At 66.7% G+C, this 22,967-nt stretch carries 25 protein-coding genes and 1 pseudogene; 16 read left to right on the forward strand and 10 right to left on the reverse strand.

The window, feature by feature from the left end:
• Positions 1-44 precede the first annotated feature (44 nt).
• Positions 45-845: pseudogene (locus tag OHA42_RS20270) on the forward strand (IS5 family transposase).
• A 356-nt stretch (positions 846-1,201) separates the two neighbouring features.
• On the opposite strand, the gene OHA42_RS20275 reads toward OHA42_RS20270, so the two are convergent.
• The 8 genes from OHA42_RS20275 to OHA42_RS20310 all read right to left on the reverse strand — a co-directional run bounded on the left by OHA42_RS20275 (position 1,202) and on the right by OHA42_RS20310 (position 9,686).
• Positions 1,202-1,864: a GntR family transcriptional regulator gene (locus OHA42_RS20275; protein ID WP_406229459.1), complete on the reverse strand. Its 663-nt coding sequence runs from the start codon at positions 1,862-1,864 to the stop codon at positions 1,202-1,204.
• Positions 1,865-2,001: 137 nt separating this feature from the next.
• On the reverse strand, positions 2,002-3,510 hold the full coding sequence (locus tag OHA42_RS20280) for an FAD-dependent oxidoreductase (protein ID WP_406229460.1): 1,509 nt from the start codon (positions 3,508-3,510) through the stop codon (positions 2,002-2,004).
• Entirely contained in the window at positions 3,507-3,860 is a 354-nt protein-coding gene (locus tag OHA42_RS20285) for a (2Fe-2S)-binding protein (RefSeq protein ID WP_406229461.1), read from the reverse strand. The genes OHA42_RS20280 and OHA42_RS20285 overlap by 4 nt, the downstream gene beginning before the upstream one ends.
• Positions 3,857-5,035, reverse strand: coding sequence for an NAD(P)/FAD-dependent oxidoreductase (locus tag OHA42_RS20290; protein ID WP_406229462.1), 1,179 nt, complete (start codon positions 5,033-5,035; stop codon positions 3,857-3,859). Before OHA42_RS20290 ends, OHA42_RS20285 begins: the two co-directional genes overlap by 4 nt.
• Before the next feature lie 31 nt (positions 5,036-5,066).
• The gene (locus OHA42_RS20295; protein ID WP_406229463.1) at positions 5,067-6,086 is read right to left on the reverse strand and encodes a proline racemase family protein; all 1,020 of its coding nucleotides are present in this window, start codon (positions 6,084-6,086) and stop codon (positions 5,067-5,069) included.
• A 33-nt stretch (positions 6,087-6,119) separates the two neighbouring features.
• Complete coding sequence (locus tag OHA42_RS20300) at positions 6,120-7,574, reverse strand: aldehyde dehydrogenase (NADP(+)) (protein ID WP_406229464.1); 1,455 nt, start codon at positions 7,572-7,574, stop codon at positions 6,120-6,122.
• Positions 7,575-7,604: 30 nt separating this feature from the next.
• On the reverse strand, positions 7,605-8,633 hold the full coding sequence (locus OHA42_RS20305) for an ornithine cyclodeaminase family protein (RefSeq protein ID WP_406229465.1): 1,029 nt from the start codon (positions 8,631-8,633) through the stop codon (positions 7,605-7,607).
• 144 nt (positions 8,634-8,777) lie between these two features.
• Positions 8,778-9,686, reverse strand: coding sequence for a dihydrodipicolinate synthase family protein (locus OHA42_RS20310; RefSeq protein ID WP_406229466.1), 909 nt, complete (start codon positions 9,684-9,686; stop codon positions 8,778-8,780).
• Between the two features lie 250 nt (positions 9,687-9,936).
• On the opposite strand from OHA42_RS20310, the gene OHA42_RS20315 reads away from it, so the two are divergent.
• The 12 genes from OHA42_RS20315 to OHA42_RS20370 all read left to right on the forward strand — a co-directional run bounded on the left by OHA42_RS20315 (position 9,937) and on the right by OHA42_RS20370 (position 18,187).
• Positions 9,937-11,088, forward strand: a complete 1,152-nt coding sequence (locus OHA42_RS20315; RefSeq protein ID WP_406229467.1) for a branched-chain amino acid ABC transporter substrate-binding protein — start codon at positions 9,937-9,939, stop codon at positions 11,086-11,088.
• A 54-nt stretch (positions 11,089-11,142) separates the two neighbouring features.
• Complete coding sequence (locus OHA42_RS20320; RefSeq protein WP_406229468.1) at positions 11,143-12,054, forward strand: branched-chain amino acid ABC transporter permease; 912 nt, start codon at positions 11,143-11,145, stop codon at positions 12,052-12,054.
• Positions 12,054-13,178 carry a branched-chain amino acid ABC transporter permease gene (locus OHA42_RS20325; protein WP_406229469.1) on the forward strand — a complete coding sequence of 375 codons (1,125 nt, stop codon included), beginning with the start codon at positions 12,054-12,056 and terminating at the stop codon, positions 13,176-13,178. Before OHA42_RS20320 ends, OHA42_RS20325 begins: the two co-directional genes overlap by 1 nt.
• 65 nt (positions 13,179-13,243) lie before the next feature.
• Positions 13,244-14,065 (forward strand): ABC transporter ATP-binding protein, encoded by an 822-nt coding sequence (locus OHA42_RS20330; protein WP_406239485.1) that lies wholly within the window; start codon positions 13,244-13,246, stop codon positions 14,063-14,065.
• Positions 14,062-14,784 carry an ABC transporter ATP-binding protein gene (locus OHA42_RS20335; RefSeq protein ID WP_406229470.1) on the forward strand — a complete coding sequence of 241 codons (723 nt, stop codon included), beginning with the start codon at positions 14,062-14,064 and terminating at the stop codon, positions 14,782-14,784. The genes OHA42_RS20330 and OHA42_RS20335 overlap by 4 nt, the downstream gene beginning before the upstream one ends.
• 1 nt (position 14,785) lies before the next feature.
• Positions 14,786-15,838 (forward strand): proline racemase family protein, encoded by a 1,053-nt coding sequence (locus OHA42_RS20340; protein WP_406229471.1) that lies wholly within the window; start codon positions 14,786-14,788, stop codon positions 15,836-15,838.
• Between the two features lie 98 nt (positions 15,839-15,936).
• Positions 15,937-16,026 carry a hypothetical protein gene (locus OHA42_RS20345; protein WP_406229472.1) on the forward strand — a complete coding sequence of 30 codons (90 nt, stop codon included), beginning with the start codon at positions 15,937-15,939 and terminating at the stop codon, positions 16,024-16,026.
• Between the two features lie 181 nt (positions 16,027-16,207).
• Positions 16,208-16,885 carry a GntR family transcriptional regulator gene (locus OHA42_RS20350; RefSeq protein ID WP_406229473.1) on the forward strand — a complete coding sequence of 226 codons (678 nt, stop codon included), beginning with the start codon at positions 16,208-16,210 and terminating at the stop codon, positions 16,883-16,885.
• Positions 16,886-16,944: 59 nt separating this feature from the next.
• Positions 16,945-17,148 carry a transposase gene (locus tag OHA42_RS20355; protein ID WP_406229474.1) on the forward strand — a complete coding sequence of 68 codons (204 nt, stop codon included), beginning with the start codon at positions 16,945-16,947 and terminating at the stop codon, positions 17,146-17,148.
• Between the two features lie 58 nt (positions 17,149-17,206).
• Positions 17,207-17,419 carry a LysR family transcriptional regulator gene (locus OHA42_RS20360; protein ID WP_406229475.1) on the forward strand — a complete coding sequence of 71 codons (213 nt, stop codon included), beginning with the start codon at positions 17,207-17,209 and terminating at the stop codon, positions 17,417-17,419.
• A gap of 93 nt (positions 17,420-17,512) precedes the next feature.
• A complete protein-coding gene (locus OHA42_RS20365; RefSeq protein ID WP_406229476.1) occupies positions 17,513-17,611 on the forward strand; it encodes a hypothetical protein in 99 nt (32 codons plus the stop codon).
• Between the two features lie 399 nt (positions 17,612-18,010).
• Positions 18,011-18,187 carry a hypothetical protein gene (locus OHA42_RS20370; protein WP_406229477.1) on the forward strand — a complete coding sequence of 59 codons (177 nt, stop codon included), beginning with the start codon at positions 18,011-18,013 and terminating at the stop codon, positions 18,185-18,187.
• A 110-nt stretch (positions 18,188-18,297) separates the two neighbouring features.
• On the opposite strand, the gene OHA42_RS20375 is transcribed toward OHA42_RS20370, so the two are convergent.
• Entirely contained in the window at positions 18,298-18,459 is a 162-nt protein-coding gene (locus tag OHA42_RS20375) for a hypothetical protein (RefSeq protein WP_406229478.1), read from the reverse strand.
• Positions 18,459-18,614 carry a hypothetical protein gene (locus tag OHA42_RS20380; protein WP_406229479.1) on the reverse strand — a complete coding sequence of 52 codons (156 nt, stop codon included), beginning with the start codon at positions 18,612-18,614 and terminating at the stop codon, positions 18,459-18,461. Before OHA42_RS20380 ends, OHA42_RS20375 begins: the two co-directional genes overlap by 1 nt.
• A gap of 480 nt (positions 18,615-19,094) precedes the next feature.
• Here OHA42_RS20380 and OHA42_RS20385 point away from each other — a divergent pair, with 480 nt between their 5' ends.
• From OHA42_RS20385 to OHA42_RS20395, 3 genes are all read left to right on the forward strand, one after another.
• Positions 19,095-20,564 (forward strand): IucA/IucC family protein, encoded by a 1,470-nt coding sequence (locus OHA42_RS20385; RefSeq protein WP_406239486.1) that lies wholly within the window; start codon positions 19,095-19,097, stop codon positions 20,562-20,564.
• On the forward strand, positions 20,561-21,724 hold the full coding sequence (locus OHA42_RS20390; protein ID WP_406229480.1) for an alanine racemase: 1,164 nt from the start codon (positions 20,561-20,563) through the stop codon (positions 21,722-21,724). The genes OHA42_RS20385 and OHA42_RS20390 overlap by 4 nt, the downstream gene beginning before the upstream one ends.
• A 655-nt stretch (positions 21,725-22,379) precedes the next feature.
• Positions 22,380-22,913: a hypothetical protein gene (locus OHA42_RS20395; RefSeq protein WP_406229481.1), complete on the forward strand. Its 534-nt coding sequence runs from the start codon at positions 22,380-22,382 to the stop codon at positions 22,911-22,913.
• The last annotated feature ends 54 nt before the right edge of the window (positions 22,914-22,967 follow it).

Raw genomic sequence — 22,967 nt, forward strand, 5'->3', positions numbered from 1 at the left:
GGTCAGTTGGCGTCGGGTTCTGTTGCAGTGCAGGATGTTTCGATGTGGCAGCACCCTGGATCGTGGATGACGAGTTGTGGGCGGTAGTCGAACCGCTACTGCCGGTGAAACCCGCGGGGGCACCGGGACCGCCGCAGATGGACAGTCGACGGGTGCTGCAGGGGATCTTGTTCGTGCTGATCACCGGGATCGGATGGGAAGACCTACCCCAGGAACTGGGGTTCGGGTCCGGGATGACATGTTGGCGCAGGTTGCGGGACTGGCAGGCCGCCGGGGTGTTCGAACGGATCCACCAGGCCGTGCTCGCCCGCTGCCACGCCGCCAGGATGATCGACTTCGACCGGGTCATGGTCGACGGCTCGCATGTGCGGGCGAAAAAAGGGGCGCCGCAACAGGTCCGAGCCCGGTCGACCGCGCCGAGACCAGTTCCAAGCACCACATCCTGACCTGCGGGAACGGATTCCCGCTCGCGGTGGCGCTGTCGGCGGCCAATGTCAACGACCATCTGCCGTTGCCCATGCTGCTCGACCGGGTCCAACCTCTACGCGGGCGTGCGGGGCGACCCAGGCATCGGATCACCAACCTGATCGCGGACAAGGGATACGACTACCCCAGCGTGTATTCCGAACTGCGGCAACGACGTATCACCGGCTACATCGCGCGGCGCGGCACCCGTGACAAGGTCACCGCCGGCCGCTGGATCGTCGAGCAATCCTTTGCCCTGCTGCACCAGTACCAGCGGCCGCGCCATCCGGTGGGAACGTCGCACCGACATCCACCACGGATTCCTCGACCTTGCCGCAGCACTGATCTGCTGGCGACGACTCAGCAACCGAACCCGATAGGAGCTCTAAGGCAGTGCAGTCAACACCGTGTGGCAAGCGGCTGACTCCCTGCACCCTGCGCCACACCGGCATCTCCTGGAAGCTGCAGGACGGCGTGCCGCTGTTCGTCGTCTCCCGCGACGCCGGGCCCCACCACCACCACCACCACCGACCCGCCGCTACGGCCACAACGACCGTGCCGCCAGCGCCTCGGCGGCGCAGGTCATCGCCGGACCGCCTGCCGCGCGTGCGTACCGCATGCTCGCTAACGCCGCCTGTCCCAGCTCGCTTCCCCGACATCCGAACCGAGCGAAATCCATTCCATTCCCAGCGGGGCGGAATGGATTTGGATGGAACTCATGGTTACGGCTTGCCGCTCAGGTCCGGGGCTTGGCCCATCGCCCGCGAGTCTGGCGGATGTGGTTGCGCATCAACCGCTCGACAGCACGCGAGTCGCGTCGCTCGATGGTGTCGACGATGTCCAGGTGTTCGCGTGCGGAATCCACGAGCTCGCCTCGTTCGAGCAAGCTCGAGAGCCCGAACAGCCGGGTGTGGGCGCGCAGATCAGACACCAGGTTGGTCATCCGCGTGTTGTCCGCGTACGAGAGGAGGCGCAGGTGGAAGACGCGGTCGGCTTCGGTGTATTCGACGAGGTTGCCCTCGTTCGCGCAGTCCACGATGACCTGCGCGAGCTCGTGGAGCACGGGCAGATCCTCGGCTGGGATATGGCGCGTGACCTGTCGCACCACAGGCGGCTCGATCAGCAGTCGCAGCTCGGTGATCTCGTCGAGGTCCGACTCCCCGATCTCGGTGACCCGGAAGCCCTTGTTGGGTACGACGTCGACGAGGCCCTCCTTGACGAGGTCGAGCATGGCTTCGCGCACGGGAGTTGCCGACACACCGAATCGAGCCCCCAGAGCCGGCGCGGAGTAGACGACCCCGGGCTCCATCTCGCCGGAGACGATGGCTGCGCGCAGCGCACGGCCGATCCTTTCACGAATGCTGACCTTCTCCACGAGCCCAATGCCGTTCAGTGCCATGTGCCCTGCCTCTCTGCGGGATGCTGGTTCCTCGAGGTATGTCGTCACGTGGCACCAAGTTCTGGCCCCCCGAACGGCGCGGCCGGGCAATGTCCGGCTACGCCGAGAGCAACCAACGACAGCCCTTCCTCGCTTCATCAGAGGGCCTCGTCGGTGGATTTCGAGGTGACCTGGGCCAGAAGTTCCAAGGCTATGGGGGCGCAGAGGGTCTGCTTGGCCAGCGGTCGCAGATCCTCCACGGTGAGGGGTCGGTCCTCGGCGGCAGCGGCCAGCTTGGCTGTGGCGAACCCGCACACGTGCCCCTGGCACCAGCCCATTCCTGGCCGCGCCATCAGTTTGACAGTCCGTACGTCGGTGGCGCCGAGCTCGTCGCGGGCCCGACAGACGCTGTCGAAGCTGACCTCCTCGCACCGGCAGATCGTAGTGTCCGGGGTGAGCCACTCGTGCCAGCGTGCCGGGACCGGGTGCGCCTGGTGCATGGCGGCGGCGAAGACACGGAGGCGCTGGATACGCGCACGCAGTCGACGAATACGCACAGCGTGGACCTCGAGTGCGTCGGCCGCGGCGATCCCGGCCAGTTCACCCTCGGCTACCGCGAGCAGCGCCCCGCCGACTCCGGTTGCCTCACCGGCGACGTACACCCCTGGCGTGGTGCTGCGCTGCGAGTTGTCGACGACGGCGACGAGAGACTGGTCGACGTCGATCCTGGTTTGGGCGCCCACCGCGGTGATGAGCTCCATCGAAGGGGTGAAGCCCCAGCCCAGGGCGACCAGGTCTACCTCAACGGTCGTCGTGGGGCCGACAACCCGCCCCGCGGCATCGAGCTGGGCCAGTTGGACCGCCTTGGTGCCGGTGGGATCGGCGTCGATGCGAGTCACCGCGGTGCGAGTCCGGTACGGGATCCGGTGGCGGGCCAGCGCCAGGGCGTACTCCGCACCCTCGACGACCTTGGCAGGAACGGCTGCCACGGCGCGGGCGTGGCGCGCCCATCCGGTCAGAGCATTGGCCTCGCACACGGCCACGACCGTCGCTCCGGCATCGGCGAGCTGCTTGGCGACCGGAAGGAGGAAGGGGCCCGTTCCCGCGACGACAGCGCGCTTGCCTGCGAGTGTGCGGTGTCCCTTCAGCAGGGCTTGTACGCCGCCGGCAGCCATGACACCGGGGAGATCCCAACCGGGGACGGGCAGCTGGCGGTCGTACCCACCTGGACACAGAATCAGCCTGCCGGCGACGACGAGCCCGGGCGTCGCCTCAGCGGTGTCGACGCCCACGATCGTCGGAGTCAGGTGGAGGGTCCAGCCCCCTTCCCGGTCATCGGCGTCGGCAGGCGCTGTGGGCTCCACGAACCACACCTGGGCATTGGGAAGGTGAACCACCGCGCCCATCTGCCGGTGCCGGCGCAGCTTCTCGCGAAGCTCGGTGAACAGCTTCCAGTCGTGATGGCCTTCCGCCTCCGGCCCACGTGGGGCGCGCTCGTCCGGATGACGCCAGTACTGGCCGCCGATCTGGGCACCAGCGTCCACCAGCACGACGGTCATGCCTCGGTCGGCCGCAGCTGCGGCGGCCGCCAGGCCGGCTGGGCCGGCACCGACGACAGCCACGTCGAACGCTCCGACCGTGTGCCCGGAAGTCGGGTTGGTGCTCATCGCTCGGTCCCTCCGTCGTTGGGAGCGTCAGTTGCCGCATCGACCGGCGCGGCGGTCGTGCTCAGCTGCATGCCTTCGCAGACGGGGACGAGGCAAGCGCGCTGGTTGGGTGCGCCGTCGACGGTGATCAGGCAGTCGTAGCAGATCCCGATGCCACAGAAGAGGCCTCGGGGGCGGCCGTTCTTCCGGGTGGCGCGCCAGGACTGGATCCCGGCGTCGATGAGTGCCGCGCCCACGGTCTGGCCGGGGTGGGCAAGGAGCTCCTGGCCGTCGAGGGTGAGGTGTACGACGGACGTGCCGCCGTCCTCGACTGTCCTCGGACCGGCCTGGATTTTCGGATGTCTTGTCATGCGTGGTCACCAACCGAGAAGCGAGCGGGGGCGAAGGGGGAAAGGTCCAGGTCGGGCGACTTGCCTGCCATCGCCTGAGTCAACAGCTTCGCGGTGCCGACCGACAGCCCTATGCCGGCGCCCTCGTGCCCGGTCGCGTGCCACATCCCGGTGAGGCGGGAGTCGTGGCCGATCACGGGCAGATGGTCGGGGCAGTACGGCCGGAACCCCATGTAGGTGCGCATGATGCGGACCCGGGCCAGCGAGGGGAACAACGCCAGTGCCTTGGCCGCGATCTCGCGCAGAGCGGGCAACGACACGGTGCGGTCGAACCCGACCCGCTCCCGCGAGGACCCGATCAGGATGGTCCCGGCCTGAGTTCCCTCGATCACGGTCGAGGTCTGCAGGCCTTCGTCGGAGGACTGCGTCGAGGCGACGTACTCGCCGGCGTACACCTTGCGGTTGATCGTGGGCGGCAGCGGCTCGGTCACGAGCACGAAGCCACGCCGGGGAAGGACAGGTACCTCGACCCCAGCCATCGCCGCGATCTCGCTCGCCCAGGTGCCGGCGGCGTTGACCACGTGGTCGCACGCGATCGTTCCTCGACTGGTGCGGACGGCTTTGACCCGTCGTTCGCCACCCAGGTCACGGTGCTCGATCCCGGTTACTTCGATACCTGTGGAGATGACAGCCCCCATGCCTCGTGCCAGCCGCAGCAGATGGGCGGTCAGAAGCATGGGCTGCACTTGGGCGTCTTGCGGGTAGTACGCGGCAGCCGCCAGGCCGGTGCGGATGTTCGGCTCGTACTGGTGGATGTCGGCTGCGTCGACATCCACGGTTTCGATGCCTGCAAGGCGCTGACGGGCGCCGAGTTCCCGTAGCGCGTCAGCGCCCTCGGGGCTCGACGCGACGACGAAGCCGCCCTTGGACTCGAACTCCCACAGCTGACCGAACTCGGCCAGGTCGTTGTGCCACACCGAGTTCGAGTACAAAGCCAGGTCCAGCTCGTGGCCCGCCTCCTTGTCCGACACCAGCAGGTTGCCCTCACACGCGCTACTGGTCCCCGACGCAACCCGGCCCTGCTCGAGCACCTGCACGCGGAAGCCTTCCCGCGCCAGGAAGTACGCGCAGGCCGCGCCGACCGCTCCCGCGCCGATCACCACGACTTCTGCGCCCTTGGGCAAGTGATCGCTCATGCCACCCTCCTGGGAGGATTCGGAAACGCGGTCACAGTAGGAATCCCGCAGGGAATGGGTCGGTGGGATCGAGCATGTACTGCGCGGTGCCGGTGACCCATGCCCGTCCGGTGATGGTGGGTACGACGGCACGGATCGTCTCGCCGTCCTCGGTGCCCGGAAGCTCGACCTCCTCGATGAGTCGGCCGACGAAGGTGGACCCGATGAACGACTCGTTGACGAAGTCGGTGTGGAGGTCGAGCTCGCCTCGCGCGTGTAGCTGTGCCATCCGGGCACTGGTGCCGGTGCCACAGGGCGACCGGTCGAACCAACCGGGGTAGATCGCCATGGCATGCCGGGAATGCTGGGCGGTGGCACCCGGCGCCTTCAGGTACACGTGGTGGCACCCGTTGATGTCCGAGCGCTCAGGGTGGACCGGCCTGGCCTGCTCGTTGATCGCGTCCATGATGGCCAGCCCTGCGTCGATCAGCTGCTGCTTCGCCGCCCTGTCGAACGGCAGCTCGAGGTCGTCGAGGTCGACGATCGCGTAGAAGTTGCCCCCGAACGCGATGTCGTAGCGGACGTCGCCGTACCCCGCTACCTTGACGACCTGGTCCAGAGCGAGACTGAACGACGGCACGTTCGTGATGGTGACCGATTCCGCGTGCCCGTCTCGTACGGCGACCTCGGCGACGACGAGACCGGCGGGGGTATCGAGGCGGATCGTGGTCACCGGCTCGACGACCGGGACCATCCCGGTCTCGACCAGCACAGTCGCCGTACCGATGGTGCCGTGGCCACACATCGGAAGGAGCCCCGAGACCTCGATGAAGAGCACGCCGTAGTCGGCATCAGGTCGGGTGGGGGGCTGGAGGATCGATCCGGACATGGAGGCGTGGCCGCGCGGCTCGAACATCAACAGCGTGCGTAGCTCGTCGTTGTTGTCGATGAACCATTGGCGGCGCTGCGCCATCGTGGCACCGGGAAAGACTCCGACGCCGCCGGTGATGACGCGCGTGGGCATGCCCTCGGTGTGTGAGTCGACAGCGTGGATGATGCGTGTTGTCCTCATGTTGCCCTTTCTCGGATGCTCCAGCGGTGCGGATCAGGTCAGCTTTCCGTCAACCCTGCGCGGTACGTCGGCGTCGTCGCGCAGCTCGCTCGGAAGCAGGAAGTCGGGGAATCCTTGATACGCCACCGGCCTGGTGAACCGATCGATGGCGGCGGTGCCGACCGATGTGGTCCCGGCGGCGGTGGTTGCCGGGTAAGGGCCTCCGTGCTGCTGGGCGTAGGTCACCGCAACACCCGTGGGCCACTGGTTCCACAGCAGTCGGCCGGCCTTCGAGGCCAGGATGGTCGTCAACTGCCCGACGATCCGGTCGTCCTCGTTCGCCACCAGGGTCGCGGTGAGCTGTCCCTCCAGCTGCTCCGCGACCTCGACCAGCTGATGCTCGTCGATGTACTCGACGATCAGGACGGTCGGGCCGAAACACTCGGCCAGCAGCGCTTCCGGATCGGCTAACAGCTCCTGCACCGAGGTGGACAGGACGGTCGGAGCGGGTGGGTCATTGAGCGGATCCTCCCCCTCGGCGAGCACGGTCACAGCGGGATGCCGGCGCAGCTGCTGCTGGCCACTCAGGTAGCCGGCCGTGATCTTGTCGTTGAGCAGCGGCGCGGCCGACGGCAGCGCGTCGGCGCGCAACGACGCCAACAAGTGGGAGTCGCCGGGTACGAGGACCACGCCCGGCTTGGTGCAGAACTGGCCCGCGCCGAGCGTGAAGGACCCGACCAGCCCGGCGGCGATGTCCGCGCCGCGATCGGCGTCCGCGGAGGCAGTGACGAACACCGGGTTCACCGACCCGAGCTCGCCGTAGAACGGGATCGGCTCGGGGCGCGACGACGCCAGGTCGAACAGCGCTCGCCCGCCGGGGATGGAGCCGGTGAACGCCGCAGCCTTCACCTGCGGGTGCGTCAGCACGACCACCCCGGCCTCTTGGCCGTAGACGATCTGCAGGAGCCCGCTCGGTGCGCCGAGTTCGTTGAACGCCTCGTTTACCACCTGCGCCGTCGCGGCGGAGAGCTCGACATGGCCCGGATGTGCCTTCACGATCACGGAGCATCCGGCAGCGAGGGCAGAGGAGGTGTCGCCGCCGGCCACGGAGAATGCGAAGGGGAAGTTGGACGCGGCGAATACCACCACCGGGCCGTAGGGGACGCGGGTACGCCGCAGGTCCGGACGCGGCCCCATCGACCAGTCCGGATCCGCGTGGTCCACGCGCGCGTCCAGGTAGCCGCCTTCGTTCACAGTCTCGGCGAACAGCCTCAGCTGGAACGTCGTACGCGCCAGCTCGCCGCGGAGCCGTTGCTCGGTGAGGCGCGTCTCCCGGATGGCGAACGGGACCAGGATGTCGGCGGCACCATCGAGCCGGTCCGCAACGGCCCGCAGCACTGCGGCGCGCTCGGTGCGGGTTCGGCTGGACCACTGCGTCGCGGCCCGTTGCGCACCGAGGACGATGTGGTCGATGTGGTCGATGTGGTCAGTGCTGGTGTCGTACATCATTCCTCCAACGTGGACAGAGATTTTGGTGCGTCACGCGCGTTGCCGGTAGCGGTCGTAGGCGTGCTGTGCCACGACCAGGTCCTCCCAGGCCATGCCCACTCCGGAGAAGACCGCGGGGCGACCGGGCGACGGTGTGAAGCGGCCGGTCACCAGTTCGGCCAGGTTGGCCAGCCGGCGTCCTCGCTCGGCGTCCGCGACCCACTCGGTCGCCGGCCGGGCAAGGAGCAGGTTGCCCGACTCACGCATCGCCGCGGCACGGCTCTCCACCACCACGTCGGCTTCGAGCACCAGCTCCGCGGGGAGTTCGCGCTTGTCGGGGCCGTGTACGCCGATCGCGCAGACCACGGCATCGGCGGATACGTCGCCGGCGTCGAAGAGGGGACTACGGGAGGACGTGGCACAGACGATGAGGTCCGCCCGCGACAGGTCCCGCGCGGCGTCGGCGGGTCGGACCGGAGCGCCGAGAGCGGCCGACCGTGCGACGAGCAGGTCCACCCCCTCAGGGCGGCGTCCCACCACGGCGATGTCGTCGGGGTGCAGTACGGCGTTGAGGTACGCGATGTGGCGCTCGGCCTGTGGGCCGGTGCCGAAGACCACCACCCGCTGTGCGCGAACCGCGGACGCGGGGTCTATGCCGCGGTGGGCGGCGATGAGGTGTCGCGCGGCCATCATCGTAGTGGCCGGGGTGCGGACCAGTGTCAGCTCCGCAGCGTCGAGAACCGCCAGTGGCGCGTGGTGCTCGGTTTCGAACAAGACGTAGACGCCTTGGACGTTCGGGTATCCGTCCTTGGGGTTACCTGGTGCGAGGGTGAGAACCTTGACCCCCGACGCGCCACCCGTAGCGCTGGGCATCATCAGGAACTCGGCGCCCGGCGCGGCGGGAGCGAAGAGCCTCGGGCTGTCCTGTTCGGGATCGACGCGCCCTGACACGAGAGCCTCGGTGAGGACGCGGACCGCACTGGGTCCGTCGACAAGGTCCGCGATGGCGACTGCGCTGAGGTGGGTCAGACCAGTCCCACGACCACCTGCGTCGGTGGCCTGCCCACTCGGTGCCATCATGATCTCTTCCTCTCCGAGGCTCTCGCCCCTCATCAGCAACACGGGATCGTTCGACTGTGATCCCGGGCTGCTCGCCCAGAGCATGTCTCTCAATGCCGGTTGGCTACCCCATGGCATGGGATCGGCAGACACGCCCCGCTGCGATCAGCGGTAGCCCTTGGCCAGGGCGGCCTCGGTGTCGCGGCGTATCGCCTCGGCCTGCTCGGCGGTCAAGGGGCTGCGCGGCGGACGGCACTGACCGCCCTTGCGGCCGGCGATGTCCATCGACAGCTTGATCGCCTGGACGAACTCGGTCTTCGAGTCCCACCGCAGCAGCGAGTGCAGGTCGCGATAGAGCGGCAGGGCCTCCGCCAGGTCCTCGACGTTGCCGGAGGTCGCCAGCTGGTACAGCTTGGCGGTGGCCTCGGGAATCGCGTTGGGGTAGCCCGCGATCCAGCCGACCGCGCCGGCCAGGCCGAACTCGACCACGACGTCGTCGGAGCCGATGAGGATGTCCAGATCCGGCGCCAGCTCCTGGATCTCGTAGACGCGGCGAACGTCGCCGGAGAACTCCTTGACCGCCTTGATCAGACCCTCCGAGTGGAGTTCGGCCAGCAGGTCCGGGGTCAGGTCGACCTTGGTGTCGTAAGGGTTGTTGTACGCCACGATCGGAAGCCCGACCTTGGCGGCCTCACGATAGTGGTTGAGCACCGACGGACGGTCCGCACGGTAGATGTTCGGCGGAAGCATCAGCACCGACTGGGCGCCGACCTCGGCCGCCTGCTCGATCCAGCGGACGGTCTCCCTCGAGCCGTACGCCGCCACGCCGGGCATCACGCCGAACCCTTCGGGCGAGGCCTGCACCGCCACCTCGACCACGCGGGCGCGCTCTTCGGGGGTCAGCGTCTGGTACTCGCCCAGCGAGCCGGACGGGCATACGCCGTCGGTGCTGTTGGCTGCCAGCCATGCGACGTGGTTGGCGTAGCCGTCGTAGTCGACGCTGAGGTCGTCGTTGAACGGCAGTGCGGTCGCGGTATAGAGGCCGCGCCAGGGGTTCTCTTTCGAGATGGTCATGTTGTGAAGTCTCCTGGATCAAGGTTGCGCACGAATAGAATGTGATATTGCACTGCGATTCGCAAGAGGCTTTGTTCGGTTAGCCTCCGGTTCGCCGGCCTCAGTCTGCCTCCCCCGAGAACTTTATGCAATGTGCTATTGCACTAGCTGAATTCGGTCTCTACGCTAAGCCTCGGTTCCAGCAGAGCCACACCGCAGTGGCTTAGCGCGGACCTGACGCCTGAGGCGTTGACCAGGAGTGGAGATACACATGATTCGTAAGACGTTGATCGGCGCCACGGCGGCAGTCGCTCTGACCTTGACCCTGTCCGCCTGTGGCGGGGGCGGCCTGGCGGCGGGCGGCGGAGACGGCGGAAAGGGCAACATCCGGCTGGGCATGGCAGCGCCGATGAGCGGCAGCAGCGCCGCGATCGGACCGTACATGAAGAACGGCGCGCAGCTCGCGATCGACGAGATCAACGCCTCCGGCGGTGTGCTCGGCCGCAAGCTCGAGCTCGTTGCCGAGGACGATGCGTGCGACCCGAGGACAGCAGCGTCGGCGGCCGCCAAGCTCGTCACGGAGGGCGTGACCGTGTCAGTCGGCGGCTACTGCTCGTCGGCGACCCTGCCGACGCTTTCGATCTTCAACAAGGCCGACGTCCCGATGATCATCCCGGCCGCGAACTCCAACGACCTGGTCAAGGGCAAGCTGCCGAATGTGTTCCTGCTCAACGGCACCGGTGCCCAGCAGGCCCAAGCGGCGGTCGATTTCATCAAGTCCTCCGGCTCCAAGGCCGTCGCGCTGGCAGACGACAACACGTCGTACTCCAAGGACATCAGCACCCGCACTGGAGAGAAACTCAGCGCAGTGGGATCGGTCAAGGTCGTGGACCACGAGTCGGTGACTGCTGGCGAGTCGGACTACTCCGCTGCGGTGACCTCGATCCTCAACGCGAAGCCGGACTTCGTGTACTGGACCGGCTACTACCAAGAGGGCGGGCTGCTCATCAAGCAGCTTCGCGCGGCGGGTTACACCGGCAAGATCATGGTCGCGGACGGATCGGTCGACGAGCAGATGATCTCCATCGCCGGTGCCGCCAACGCCCAGGGCGTGTTGGCGACCATGACGCAGACGCCGCAAACGATTGCTGGTGGCGAGAAGTGGATCGCCGACTACAAGACCGCCTTCAAGGCCGACCCCGGGCCCTACTCGACGCAGTCCTACGACGCCGTGCGCGTGGCAGCCGAGGCGATCAAGAACGCCAACTCGACCAAGGGCACCGACGTCGTCGCCGCGCTGGAGAAGATCGACGGGTTCCCGATCTTCAGCGGCAAGCTCAAGTTCACCCCGGAGCACACCCTCAGCGAGGGCGGCTTCGGCATCCTCGTGGTCCAGGGCAACACCTTCGCGCTCAACAAGTGACCCTCGGCTCGCGGGCGCCAATGGCCCCGCCGGCTCCCGGCATTTAGGAGTGCCATGGACCTGCAATACCTTATTCAACTGATCCTGAACGGCCTGTTCATCGGCTCGTTCTACGCTCTCGTCGCCCTCGGCTACTCGATGGTCTACGGCATCATCAAACTGCTGAACTTCGCCCACGGTGACATCTACATGCTCGGTGCCTTCGCAGGCTATGCGCTGCTGACCGCGGCAGCCGGCGCGCTGGGCGGGGGCGGCTCGATCGTCGTACTCGTCCTGATCATGGTGGTGGCAATGTTGGTCACCGGCACCGTGGGACTCGTCCTCGAGCGGGTCGCCTACCGGCCGCTGCGCGGAGCACCACGATTGTCGGTGCTGATCACTGCGGTCGGCGCCAGCTTCGCGCTGGAGTACGGCATCGCCGTCGGGTTCGGCCCGAACCCGCGTGTTTATCCAGTCGGCTTCGGCAACGGTGCCATCTCCGTGCTGGGCGCCCGGGTCACCTACGCCCAGCTCGCCATGATGGTGATCGCCGTCGGCCTCATGATCGCCCTCGACCAGCTCGTCAACAGGACCCGGGCGGGTCGCGCGATGCGCGCGATCTCGCAGGATCCGAAAGCCTGCCTGCTGATGGGCATCAACGTCGACCGCGTCATCTCGCGCACCTTTTTCATCGGCTCGGCGCTGGCCGGTGCGGCCGGAGTCATGGCCGGCGCGTATTACGGAAAGGTGGACTTCCTCATGGGCTTCACCATCGGCCTCAAGGCGTTCACCGCGGCTGTGATCGGCGGCATCGGGAACCTGCGGGGCGCCGTTCTCGGCGCTGTCGTTCTCGGGCTGCTCGAGTCCTTCGGAACCGCCGCGCTCGGCAGTGAGTGGCGAGACGTCTTCGCCTTCGGCTTCCTGATCCTGTTCCTGACCGTCCGACCCACCGGTCTACTCGGCGAGAGAGTGACGGAGCGGGTCTGATGAGCAACGATAACTCGATCCCGGCCCGAGACGGGACCTTCGATGCCCCCTCCGGCTTCGTGCAAGCCGTCGACGGGGCTGGCAACTCCACGATCGGTCACATCGGCTCCGGCCTCGCGCCCGCAGAGGCAGCTGGCCGTGCTACGCCGGTAAGCCGCGCGATCAGCCACCCGCTGTTCGGCTGGGTCGTGATGGCCCTTGCCGTTGCGCTGCCGTTCGTCAACTCCTCGTCCTACAGCATCCGGATCGCAACGGACGCGCTCATCTTCGTGATGCTCGCGGTCGGCCTGAATATCGTCGTGGGCTACTGCGGTCTGCTCGACCTGGGCTTCGCCGCCTTCTTCGCGATCGGCGCCTACACCTCCGGCATCCTCACCACGTCGCTGGGGTGGCCCATTCTGCTCACGATCCCAGTCGTCGTGATCGCAGCCGTCATCGGCGGGGTGGTGATCGGCGGCCCGACCTTGCGACTGCGCAGTGACTACCTCGCCATCGTCACCCTCGGATTCGGCGAGATCATCCGGATCACCGCGAACAACCTCGATGTCACAGGTGGCCCGAACGGGATCTTCGGTATCCCGGACTTCGGCGACTTCGGCCTGCGTTCTGACATCACGACGTACTGGATCATCGTCGCTGTCGTTGCAGCAGCGGTGTTGGCTTCCGCGCGGCTCGGCAAGGGGCGGCTGGGCCGGGCCTGGCGGTTCGTGCGCGAGGACGAGGACGCCGCGGAGGCGATGGGCATCCACACCTACCGGGTGAAGTTCGCGGCGTACATCACCGGAGCGATCTTCGGCGGGATCGCTGGTGTGCTCTTCGCGGTGCACCAGACGGCGATCTCGCCAACTAGCTTCAACTTCCTCTGGTCGGCGCTCATTCTCATGGCGGTGGTCCTCGGCGGGATGGGTTCAACACCCGGCGTCGTCGTCGGCGCGCTGGTCATCTCCCTGCTCCCCGAGCTGCTACGTGGAGCGGAGAACTGGCGCTATCTCGTCTTCGGCGTCCTCCTCATCATCGTGATGCTGTTCCGCCCCCAGGGCATCTGGCCGCACCGGGGCGACGAGAAGCCGTCGCGGATCGAGAAGCGACGAGCCCGCACGGCGGCAAAGGAGGTCGCACCGTGACCGTGACACACGGCAAGGTGGCAAGAAACGGCTCATCGGCCACGGGGCTGCTCCAAGTCCGTGACATGACAGTGGCCTTCGGCGGAGTCACTGCCGTCAACGGCCTGACCTTCGACGTGCACGAAGGGGAGGTCCTCTCTGTAATCGGCCCGAACGGTGCCGGCAAGACCAGCGCCTTCAACTGCATTACCGGCTTCTACAAGCCGTCAGCAGGGCACGTCACCTTCGACGGCAGCGACATCACCGGCAAACGTCCCGCGGTCATCGCCGCGCGCGGGGTCGCCCGCACGTTCCAGAACCTGCGCCTGTTCGGCGACCTCAGCGTCCTGGACAACGTGCGCGCGGGGATGCATGTGCGGATCCGGCAAAACGCCTTCGACGCCGTCCTGCACACCCCCCGGTACCACCGCAGCGAGCAAACCGCGACCGACGAGGCACACCGCTGGCTCGACTTCGTCGGAGCGCGCGGCAGCCGGGTCCACGAAGTGCGCAACCTGCCGTACGGCGAGCAGCGCCGCGTCGAGATCGCCCGGGCCCTGGCCCGTGAACCGAAGATGCTCCTGCTCGACGAGCCCGCGGCCGGCCTGAACCACAACGAGAAGGAGGAGCTTCTCGCCCTACTGCGCCGCATCAGCGACCTCGGGACCGCGGTCGTGCTCATCGAGCACGACATGGGCCTGGTCATGGAGGTCTCCGAACGCATCGTCGTCCTCAACTACGGCAAGGAGATCGCGGACGGCACACCCCACCAGATCCGCACCGACCCCAGGGTCATCGAGGCCTATTTGGGCACCGACGACGCCGAGGCCGAAGCGGTGGCCGCCGCCACCGACGAGGAGATTTTCAGCGATCACACCGCGGCACGGAGCGAGAAGGGCGAGTCGTGAGCACAGTTACCCCTGTCCTCGAGGTCGAGGACCTCGTGGTCAACTATGGACGGGTCGAGGCGCTGCGCGGTCTGTCACTGACCGTTGGTGCAGGCGAGACGGTTTCGCTGCTCGGCAATAACGGCGCCGGCAAGTCGACCACGGTCTCCACGATCTCCGGTCTGGTGCGCGCGACGTCGGGACGGATCAGGGCGTTCGGCAAGGAGATCACAGCAGCCAAGCCCTGGGAGCTCGTCGAGATGGGCATCGTCCACGTGCCCGAAGGCCGACGGATCTTCCCTCGGCTCAGCGTCCACGAGAACCTGCTCATCGGTGGATACACCGTCCGTGACAGCAAGGCGATCGAGGAGCGGATCCAGGAGGTGTACGAGCTTCTACCGCGACTGCGCGACCGCCGCAACCAGCACGGCGGCACCCTGTCCGGGGGCGAGCAGCAGATGCTGGCGATGGGGCGCGCAATGATCGCTGCGCCGCGCCTACTCATGCTCGACGAGCCGTCCATGGGCCTGGCCCCCCTCATGGTCGCCCAGATCATGCAGGTCGTGCGAACCATCAACGAGCGCGGCACCGCGGTACTCCTCATCGAGCAGAACGCCCGGTCCGCGCTCACCGTGGCCACCCGCGGCTATGTACTCGAGGCGGGCGTGACCAGCCTCGAGGGGTCCTCGGAGGAGTTGCGGACCAATCCCCGAGTAGTGGAGGCCTACCTTGGCGCCTGAGATGTCGTTGCGCTTCGAGACGGTGGACTACCACACCGGCGGTGAGCCGTTCCGGATCGTCGCCCACGGAGCGGTCCGGCTCGAGGGCGCCACCGTGGCGGACAAGCGGATCCGTGGGATCGCGAGCCCAGAGGTGCAGTATGCCCGCGCGCTCCTGTGCAGCGAGCCACGCGGCCACGCAGACATGTATGGCGGCTTCGTCACCGAGCCCGACGACGACGGCGCCGATCTCGGGGTGCTCTTCTGGCACAAGGACGGCTTCTCCACCGCGTGCGGCCACGGCACCATCGCGCTGGGTGTGTGGGCCGTCGAGTCCGGCCTCGTGCCGCGACTCGAGCAGGGCACTCGCGACGTACGGATCGACGTACCCTCCGGGCGGGTCACCGCCCGCGTTGCCTTCGAGGCGGGCGAGATCACCCACGTCTCGTTCGTCAACGTCCCGAGCTGGGTGCACTCCACCGGTGTCGATGTCGAGACCGACCGTGGCCGCGTCACGTGCGACATCGTCTTCGGCGGTGCGATGTACGCCGTGGTGTCCGCCGCGGACCTCGGCCTGGCTGTTCGCCCCGCAGACCTGCCCGACCTGATTCGGACCGGTCGCCAGATCCGGGATGGCCTCAACGCCACCCGCGCGGCGGAGCACCCGAGCGACTCGCGCCTGTCCGGCGTCTACGCAACGATGTTCACCGAGGACGTCGACCCCGACGACGCGACCGCCTCCCAGGCGTTCGAGGGACTCAGTGCCGAGGGTGCGCTGCACCAGCGCAACGTCGTGGTGTTCTCCGACGGCGAGGTCGATCGGTCCCCGTGCGGGTCCGGCACCGCGGCCAGGGTCGCGCATCTGACCAGCCAGGGACGTCTCGCCGATGGCGAGGTCCTGGTGCACGACTCTATCGTCGGCAGCAGGTTCCGTGCTCGGGCCGTGGCGCGGGTCCAGGCCGACGGTCACGACGCGGTCGTGCCTGAGGTCGTCGGCACGGCGCACAAGTTGGGAGACAGCCGCTTTGTCGTGGACCCGCGCGACTCGCTGGTTCCCGGCTTCATCCTCAGATGAGGATCCACGGACCGGACCGATGAGAGGTTTCAGGTGGGAATGTTGCAGAGACTGCGTTCCGTCTGGTTGATCAGCCACCTCTCTCCTGGGGCACCTGGGTGCGGTTCCTGCTATGGCTGTGGCTGGGCCTCGTGGTGTATGTGGGCTTCAGCTACCGGCATTCGGAACTGAACGACCTGGAATCCTGACATCCGTGACCTGCGGCGGACCAGATCGCTACGCCGCCCACCCGGCGATTTGGTCCGTCCCCGACGGCGCACGTAACATGTGATATGTCACCGACCGTCTCGCTTGTACGATAGCAACTGACCCAGATCACACGGGCCGATCCCGTGGTCGCCGCTTCCGCCCACCCGCAACAAGAAGGCAATGATGTCCGCCACCGATACGCCGGTCTCGACACTGACGTCGTTCCTTCCCCGAAAGAGCATGCGCGACGAGATCATCGAGAAGTTGCGCGGGGCGATCATCACCGGCGAGTTGCGCCCCGACGTCGTGTACTCGGCCCCCGGACTGGCCGAACAGTTCGGCGTGTCCGCGACTCCGGTCCGCGAAGCAATGATCGACCTGGCCAAGGAGGGCTTGGTCGAAACCGTGCGCAACAAGGGCTTTCGCATTCGCGAGCCATCCGAACAGGAGCTGGACAACCTCGTCGAGGTCCGCCTGCTCATCGAGGTCCCGACCGTGCGCAAGGTCGCCGACGCCGGCATCGACCCCCAGCAGCTCGCCGAACTGCGCACCCTGGCCCTCGGCATCGAAAAGGCCGCGACCGAACACGATTTCATCACCTACATCTCCATCGACACCGAATTCCACTGCCGCCTCCTCAGCCTCGCGGGCAACAACGAGTTGGTCGAAACGGTGCGGTCGCTGCGCTCCCGCTCCCGCCTCTATGGCGTCCGCCCACTCGCCGAACGCGGTGAGCTCATTCATTCCGCCCACGAGCACGTTGAAATCCTGAATCTCATCGAACAGGGAGCCGCGGAATCGGCCGAACAGCTGATCCGCCGTCACATCGGCCACGTCCGAGGCATCTGGGCTGAATAGATCGGACTCGACGGACGGCGTGCCCGCGTCGATCGTATTCGCCCGAATATCGAGTGGAGGTGGCACATCGGGTGATCGACTCCGGCCGCCCGGTGCGCGAGGTTGCCCGCGAGCTGGATGCGCATGAGAACCTACTGCACAAGTGGGTGCGCGAAGTACGCCGCCGGATGGCTGCGGCCGGCCAGAGCGTTGCGCGGAGCCCGGATTACCGTGGTGCCCAGCAGCTTTCGGCCGATGAGGCGCCTGCGGAGTGCCCTACATGATGACGCCGTCATCAGGTATCCACGACCATTCACACCCGCACTCAGTTGCGATGGTGGGGTGGAATTGCGACAGCTTCGGTATTTCTGTGCGGTGGCCGAGACAGGCAATCTGACCCGTGCCGCGGAGGGGCTGGGATTGCGTTCTCCGTCGTTGAGTCAGCAGATCCGGGGGTTGGAGCAGGAGCTGGGGGCGGAGTTGTTCGAGCGGTCGGCGGAAGGGATGACGCTGACGGCGGCGGGTCGGGCGTTGCTTACATCGACCGCCAACTAGCTGCCGGAACGTTCCTGATGTCCGGACGCAAGGTGCCCCCGCACCGGCGGTGTAATCCTCGCCCAGGCTCCTGATCGCGCCGATCTGGACGCCGTGATAGCCGAGGACCCTTTCCTGCGTGAGGGCCTGGCCGACTACACGGTCACCGAGATCCAGCCGACACGGTCGGTCATCGCCCAGATTGCCACCTAGCCAAGCGATTCACGCCGTCGACGTAGCAGCCGTCAGGCTTGCTATCTCGGGTGCTCGGGAAACGCGGACCTCCGCTGCGGGTACTGCGGAGGATCGGAATGTCTCGCTCGACGAGCGAGGCCAGGCGTAGGGTGCGGATCTGTCATTCGATCCGTCCCACCAAAATCTCACACTTTTGATGGGATTTGCCCAGATCTGATGGGAAATGATGAGCCGATGTCAGTCTGCACACATGGGCTGTGACCAGGCGTGATGAGGTCCGCTGAGGCATGTCGCCGAGATTGGAACCTGTGTCAAGTGGCCGCAGGTTCGAATCTCGTCATTTGGGCTCGAGTCCCCTCTGGTTGCAGTTCGGTGGCAACGCCAATAGCGGCCGTCTCTGCTGCCACACTCACTCCTGTGAGTGCGGCGACGGTCGCCTCGAAAAAGGCCGGGCTGATCAGCATGACCGTCGACGGCCGGCACCGCCGGATCCGGCTTCGCACAGGCGATCTGCGCGACCGGTTCCCGGGACTGCTCGATCCGATCCTGCGTCTCACCGCGGCCGAGTCGCCGAACGGTGGCGGTGGATCGTAGGGCGCACACGAGCATGCGAGCGGGCCACGCCGAATCGATGTGGCCCGCTTCGGTTTTCATCTGATGCACGACCGGTAGGTGTCCGCCTCGAGGCGTCCGGTCGTGGGTGCTCAGTCCGTCGGCTGCGACGAATCGGCCTGCCTGCCACCGAACACCTTGTCGACGAGCCGCTGCGTCGCCTGCTGATACACCGCGGCCGGAGACAAGGCGGCGTCGTCGGCATAATTCAGCGCGGCAGTGAGGGTCTTGCTGCCGTAGGGCGTCGTGTACATCAGCGCCGCGTGACCGCGCCGCCGTTGTGGGTGATGAGAGCGCCGTTCGGGGTGTTCTGCACGAACACCCCGGGCCGTAACCCATGCCCGGGATGGCGTCGGGTGCGGCGTGCCATCTCGCCAAGCAGCAAGGCCAGCAGGAGCTCGCTACTCACCAGCGCGACGCATTGGAATCGCCCGAGCCCTGGGCTATCGACGCACCAACGATCCATCGATCTCAGTGCCGGACTAACCCCGCCCGTTCATCCTCCACTCCTGGGTGCACCACGCCTGACCCACCCCAAACACCCGAAATTGCCGCATACCACGTGGTCGAAGCGGCCGAGCGGAGCAGGTCACTTGCGGTCACGACGGCAGGGCCGAGGACATGGGTTCGTGCACCCTCCGCGTCACGGCACTTCGAGGTTCGTCAATTTCGGGTGACCGTGCACGGGTTGTGGGAACCTAGCCTGATGAACCTGCCGACGGAGGCGTCCCAACGATTCGCGGCATCGAATTCCGTTGCACCGGTGGATATCCAGGTGAGTGAATCAGAGGTTCGAGGCGCTGAGGCCGCCATTTTGGCGCGTTTGTGGGGCGCTTTGACCCGTGAGCCCATTCCGGGGATCGGTCGCCGTCATCAGGTTGGTGGGATGATGCGGGTGCGACTCGACGACGGACGGTGGCTTCGCGGGCCGGCGGGGGCGGCTGCACCGCACGCGAAGGGGGTCGCAGGTCTCGCGGTGTTCGTGGGGGGAGAACGTATCGTCCGCGCCTCTGACCTTCTGCGACGGTTGCGACTACCAGTTCCATTGGATCGAATCGCGCGGTTGGCATCCGAATTGGAGAACAGTGCAGCCAACCTGGCGTCCGCGCGGGCCGTGTCGAGGGCGTCACCGCATTGCGGGGGCGCGCTGTCGTGGGTGTCTGCACAGCGTGCTGCCGATCCCGGGTTCGACGGTTCCGCGTATCTGGAACAGACTGTGGTAGAGGGCCATCCGACTCACCCGTGTTGTCGTAGCCGAAGCGGATTCTCTGCCTCGGAGGTACGTGCGTACGCCCCGGAGCACCGCCCGATCGTCGATCTGGTCGTGGTCGAAGTCCCCGCGTCGCGTTGGCATACGGTGGGTGAGTGGCCCCGCCACCTCCGTGCAGGCGATCGGATTCTGGTGCCCATGCACCCGTGGCAGGTCGCCCGGCTCGATCTCACCGGTCACGGGCTGCGTGCCCGTGCCGTCGGCATGCCCGCACGGCCGCTGATGTCGGTGCGCACGCTCGCGCCAATTGGCGGCGAGCTCCACGTCAAGACGGCGCTCACCGCCCAATTGACCAGTGCCATAAGGAATATCACCGCCGAGAACGTCCACAACGGGCCGACTGTGAGCCGGTGGTTGTCATGCCTGGATCTGCCCGGGATGACAGTGCTCGCCGAGCCCGCCGCGGGCGCATTGCGATCGGATGCCGGACTCAGTGCGGATATCGCTGTGCTGTTGCGACGGCCGCCGCGCACCGGGCCGGGCGAGCTGGCTATCCCGGTTGGCGCGCTCGCGGCGGTCGATCCACGCACCGGTATGCCCGTGCTGGCCGAAGCGCTCACCCTCGGATACGCCGACAACCCCACCGCGGCAGCACAATTTGTCACTACGGTGGCAGCCCTGGCCGCTCGTTGCCTCGGGGCGGTGCTCGCCCGCTACGGCATCGCGCTGGAAGCACACGGCCAGAACCTGCTGGTCGTACTTCGGGGCGGACGGCCTGTGCGCCTTATCTACCGCGATCTCGGCGGCATCCGGGTCGATACGGCAGTGGCCGCCCGCAGCGGCGTACCCCGGACGCAGGGGTCCGTGCGATCTTCCGATCCGGACGAAACGCGTGCGACGTTGCTGTCAGCGTTTGTCAGCGGCACCCTGGCCACACTCATCACAGCCTGCGAGGACTGCGGGTTCGCATCGGATCGGTTGTGGGCCGCAGCAGCAGAGGTTCTGCGCAACAGCTGGCCCGCAGGCCAAGAACACCAGGCGCTTTTCGCCGACATGCTCCCGACGAAGGCGACCACAGCCATGCGACTGGCAGCGGACCCGGACGAATTCCTGTGGTGCAGCGTACGAAACCCGCTCGCGGATATATGAGCACTCTTCCATCCCGCGTCGTGCGGGCACTGCGCTCACTTGACCACCCGGTGTGTGCGTATGTCTATGACACCGCACGGCTGCGGCACCGGGTCGCCGAGATCCGTGCCGCCCTGCCTGCCGGTGCAGAGCTGTACTACGCCGTCAAGGCCAACAGTCACCCGGCCGTGCTCGAGACGCTGGCGTCGGTGACCGACGGCATGGACATCGCTTCCGGGGGTGAAATTCGCAAGGCCGCTGCAGCTGGGGCCCATCGGCTGGTGTTCTCCGGTCCCGGAAAGACCGATGCCGAACTCGCCGCCGCGGTCGCGGCCGGGGCGACGATAAACGTCGAGAGCCGACTCGAACTGCTGCGCCTCGCCGAACGAACGAACCCGAACACCGGGGACCCGGTACCGATCACGCTGCGCGTCAATCGCGCCGGCGCGCCACCATCCGGTACTCATCACATGACCGGCGCCCCTACGGCTTTCGGGATCGATGAGGAGTTGCTGCCGCAGGTGGTTGCCACCGTGCGGCAACTGCCCGGCATCCGACTCATCGGATTCCATCTGCATGCGGTCAGCAACAACCTCGACGCCGCAGCGCACGCGGAATTCGTCGCCGCGGCGCTGGATTGGTCGAACGCCACTGCCGCCCGCCTCGGGATCGATCTGGGGGTGGTGAACGTCGGCGGCGGCATGGGTATCGACTATCCCGGCGGCGCCGACCTGGACCTGTCCGAGTTCGCCGCCCAGGTGCCACCGTTGCCACCCGGTATCCGTGTGCTGTTCGAGCTCGGACGCATGATCGCCGCCGATGCGGGCTGGTATGCCGCCGAGGTACTCGACCTCAAACGCACCCACGGTCACTGGTACGCGATACTGCGCGGCGGAACACACCATTTCCGGCTCCCCGCAGCCTGGGGATACAGCCATCCGTTCACTGTGCTTCCGGTCCAGGAGTGGTCCTACCCATTCGCCAGGCCGGGTGTCATCGACGACATCATCACCGTCGCGGGCGAATTGTGCACGCCCAGAGACATTCTGGCTCGCGACGCCTACGTTCGCCGACTGCGAGTGGGTGACATTCTTGTCTTCTCGCGCGCAGGCGCGTACGCCTGGGAGATCTCGCACCACGACTTCCTCAGCCATGATCGACCGGACATGATCGTGTTCTAGGATCACGTCCGCACCAGACGGCAGGCCAGCCCGCAGTCTGCAGGACGGGCTCGCCATCTCGACCATCCACACATGTGCCGTATCGACCAGTGGTCAACACCTTTCCGGTGGGGTCGATGATCTCGAGTGTGGCCGAGCGTTTATGCGGGTCCATTCCCGTCACCAGTGGTGTCCTTCCCGAATCGGCGTCTGAGGTCCGTGCGGGAAGGCACCGCTACTTCGAGCTTTGGGCAAACCCCTACTTAGCCGGCAACGGTTACCTCGGTGAGAGGCAAGCCATGTGAGAGTCACACCAATGAGGCAGGTGGGCAGCCGATTTGGGAGCTTCTCACCGGGTACCTGGACCCGATCCTGGCCGGGATCAGGCCCTGGCACCAGTGTTAAGTAGCCGATGAGAGCGCCCACGATCGCCGTCTGATGCTGAGCTCGTCAAGCCGAAGGCGCTCACAGTGACTCGGCGGTCAGAGAGTTCATGCCGGACTAGTACATCTCGTGAATTCGATCGCACCGAACGTCTCGTGGCGGGCGATCGGTCAGCCCCGCCAGGCCCCTGGCTCCAGCTCGTTGTGCTCGGGCGGAAAGAAACCGGGTAGCCCGCCACTGTGGTCGATGGCATGATCCAGCGCGGTGCTGGAGCAGAACGGACGGTGGGTTGTTGGTAGATCTTGATCTGGACGCGATCGGGCAGTGGGCCACAGAGGTTTCCGCCGCAGCAGATCAGCGCCTGTTTTCCCGCCATATCGATGACTTCGGGCTCAGCGCGGAGATCATGCTGGACCCATCCCGGTTACTCGCGAGCAGCGCGAGCGCCTTTGACGCACTCTGCAACGGGGTCGACTGGCCGAATCGGGCCGGTATCGCCGCTTGCCTGGTTCTCCCGCTGGAAGTGACACAGACGTTGCCTTCGCCGAGGTCTGTGCTCGCCGGAATCGACTTCCTGCGAACGTATCTCGATCGGAACGAACCTCCCGGCCTCTACCTTCTCCCTGCCGGGAGTTTTAGCCAATGGTCGGACCGCGACGAGGACCACCGGTATCCATTCGACCCCCGAAGCGTCGTCGACATTCCAGTCGATTCGGCATTCGTCCGGTACTACCGAAGTGACAACGAGATCGCGCACGACGATGTCTATTATGGGGCGATCTATCTGATCCGATCACCCACGGCGCTGCCGCCGTCGAGCGGATAGCGACGTTGCTCACCTCTCGCGCGGCAGCCGCCGGGCGACACGTTGTATTCGGAG

The sequence above is a fragment of the Nocardia sp. NBC_01009 genome (assembly GCF_045208035.1).
GTDB lineage: Bacteria > Actinomycetota > Actinomycetes > Mycobacteriales > Mycobacteriaceae > Nocardia.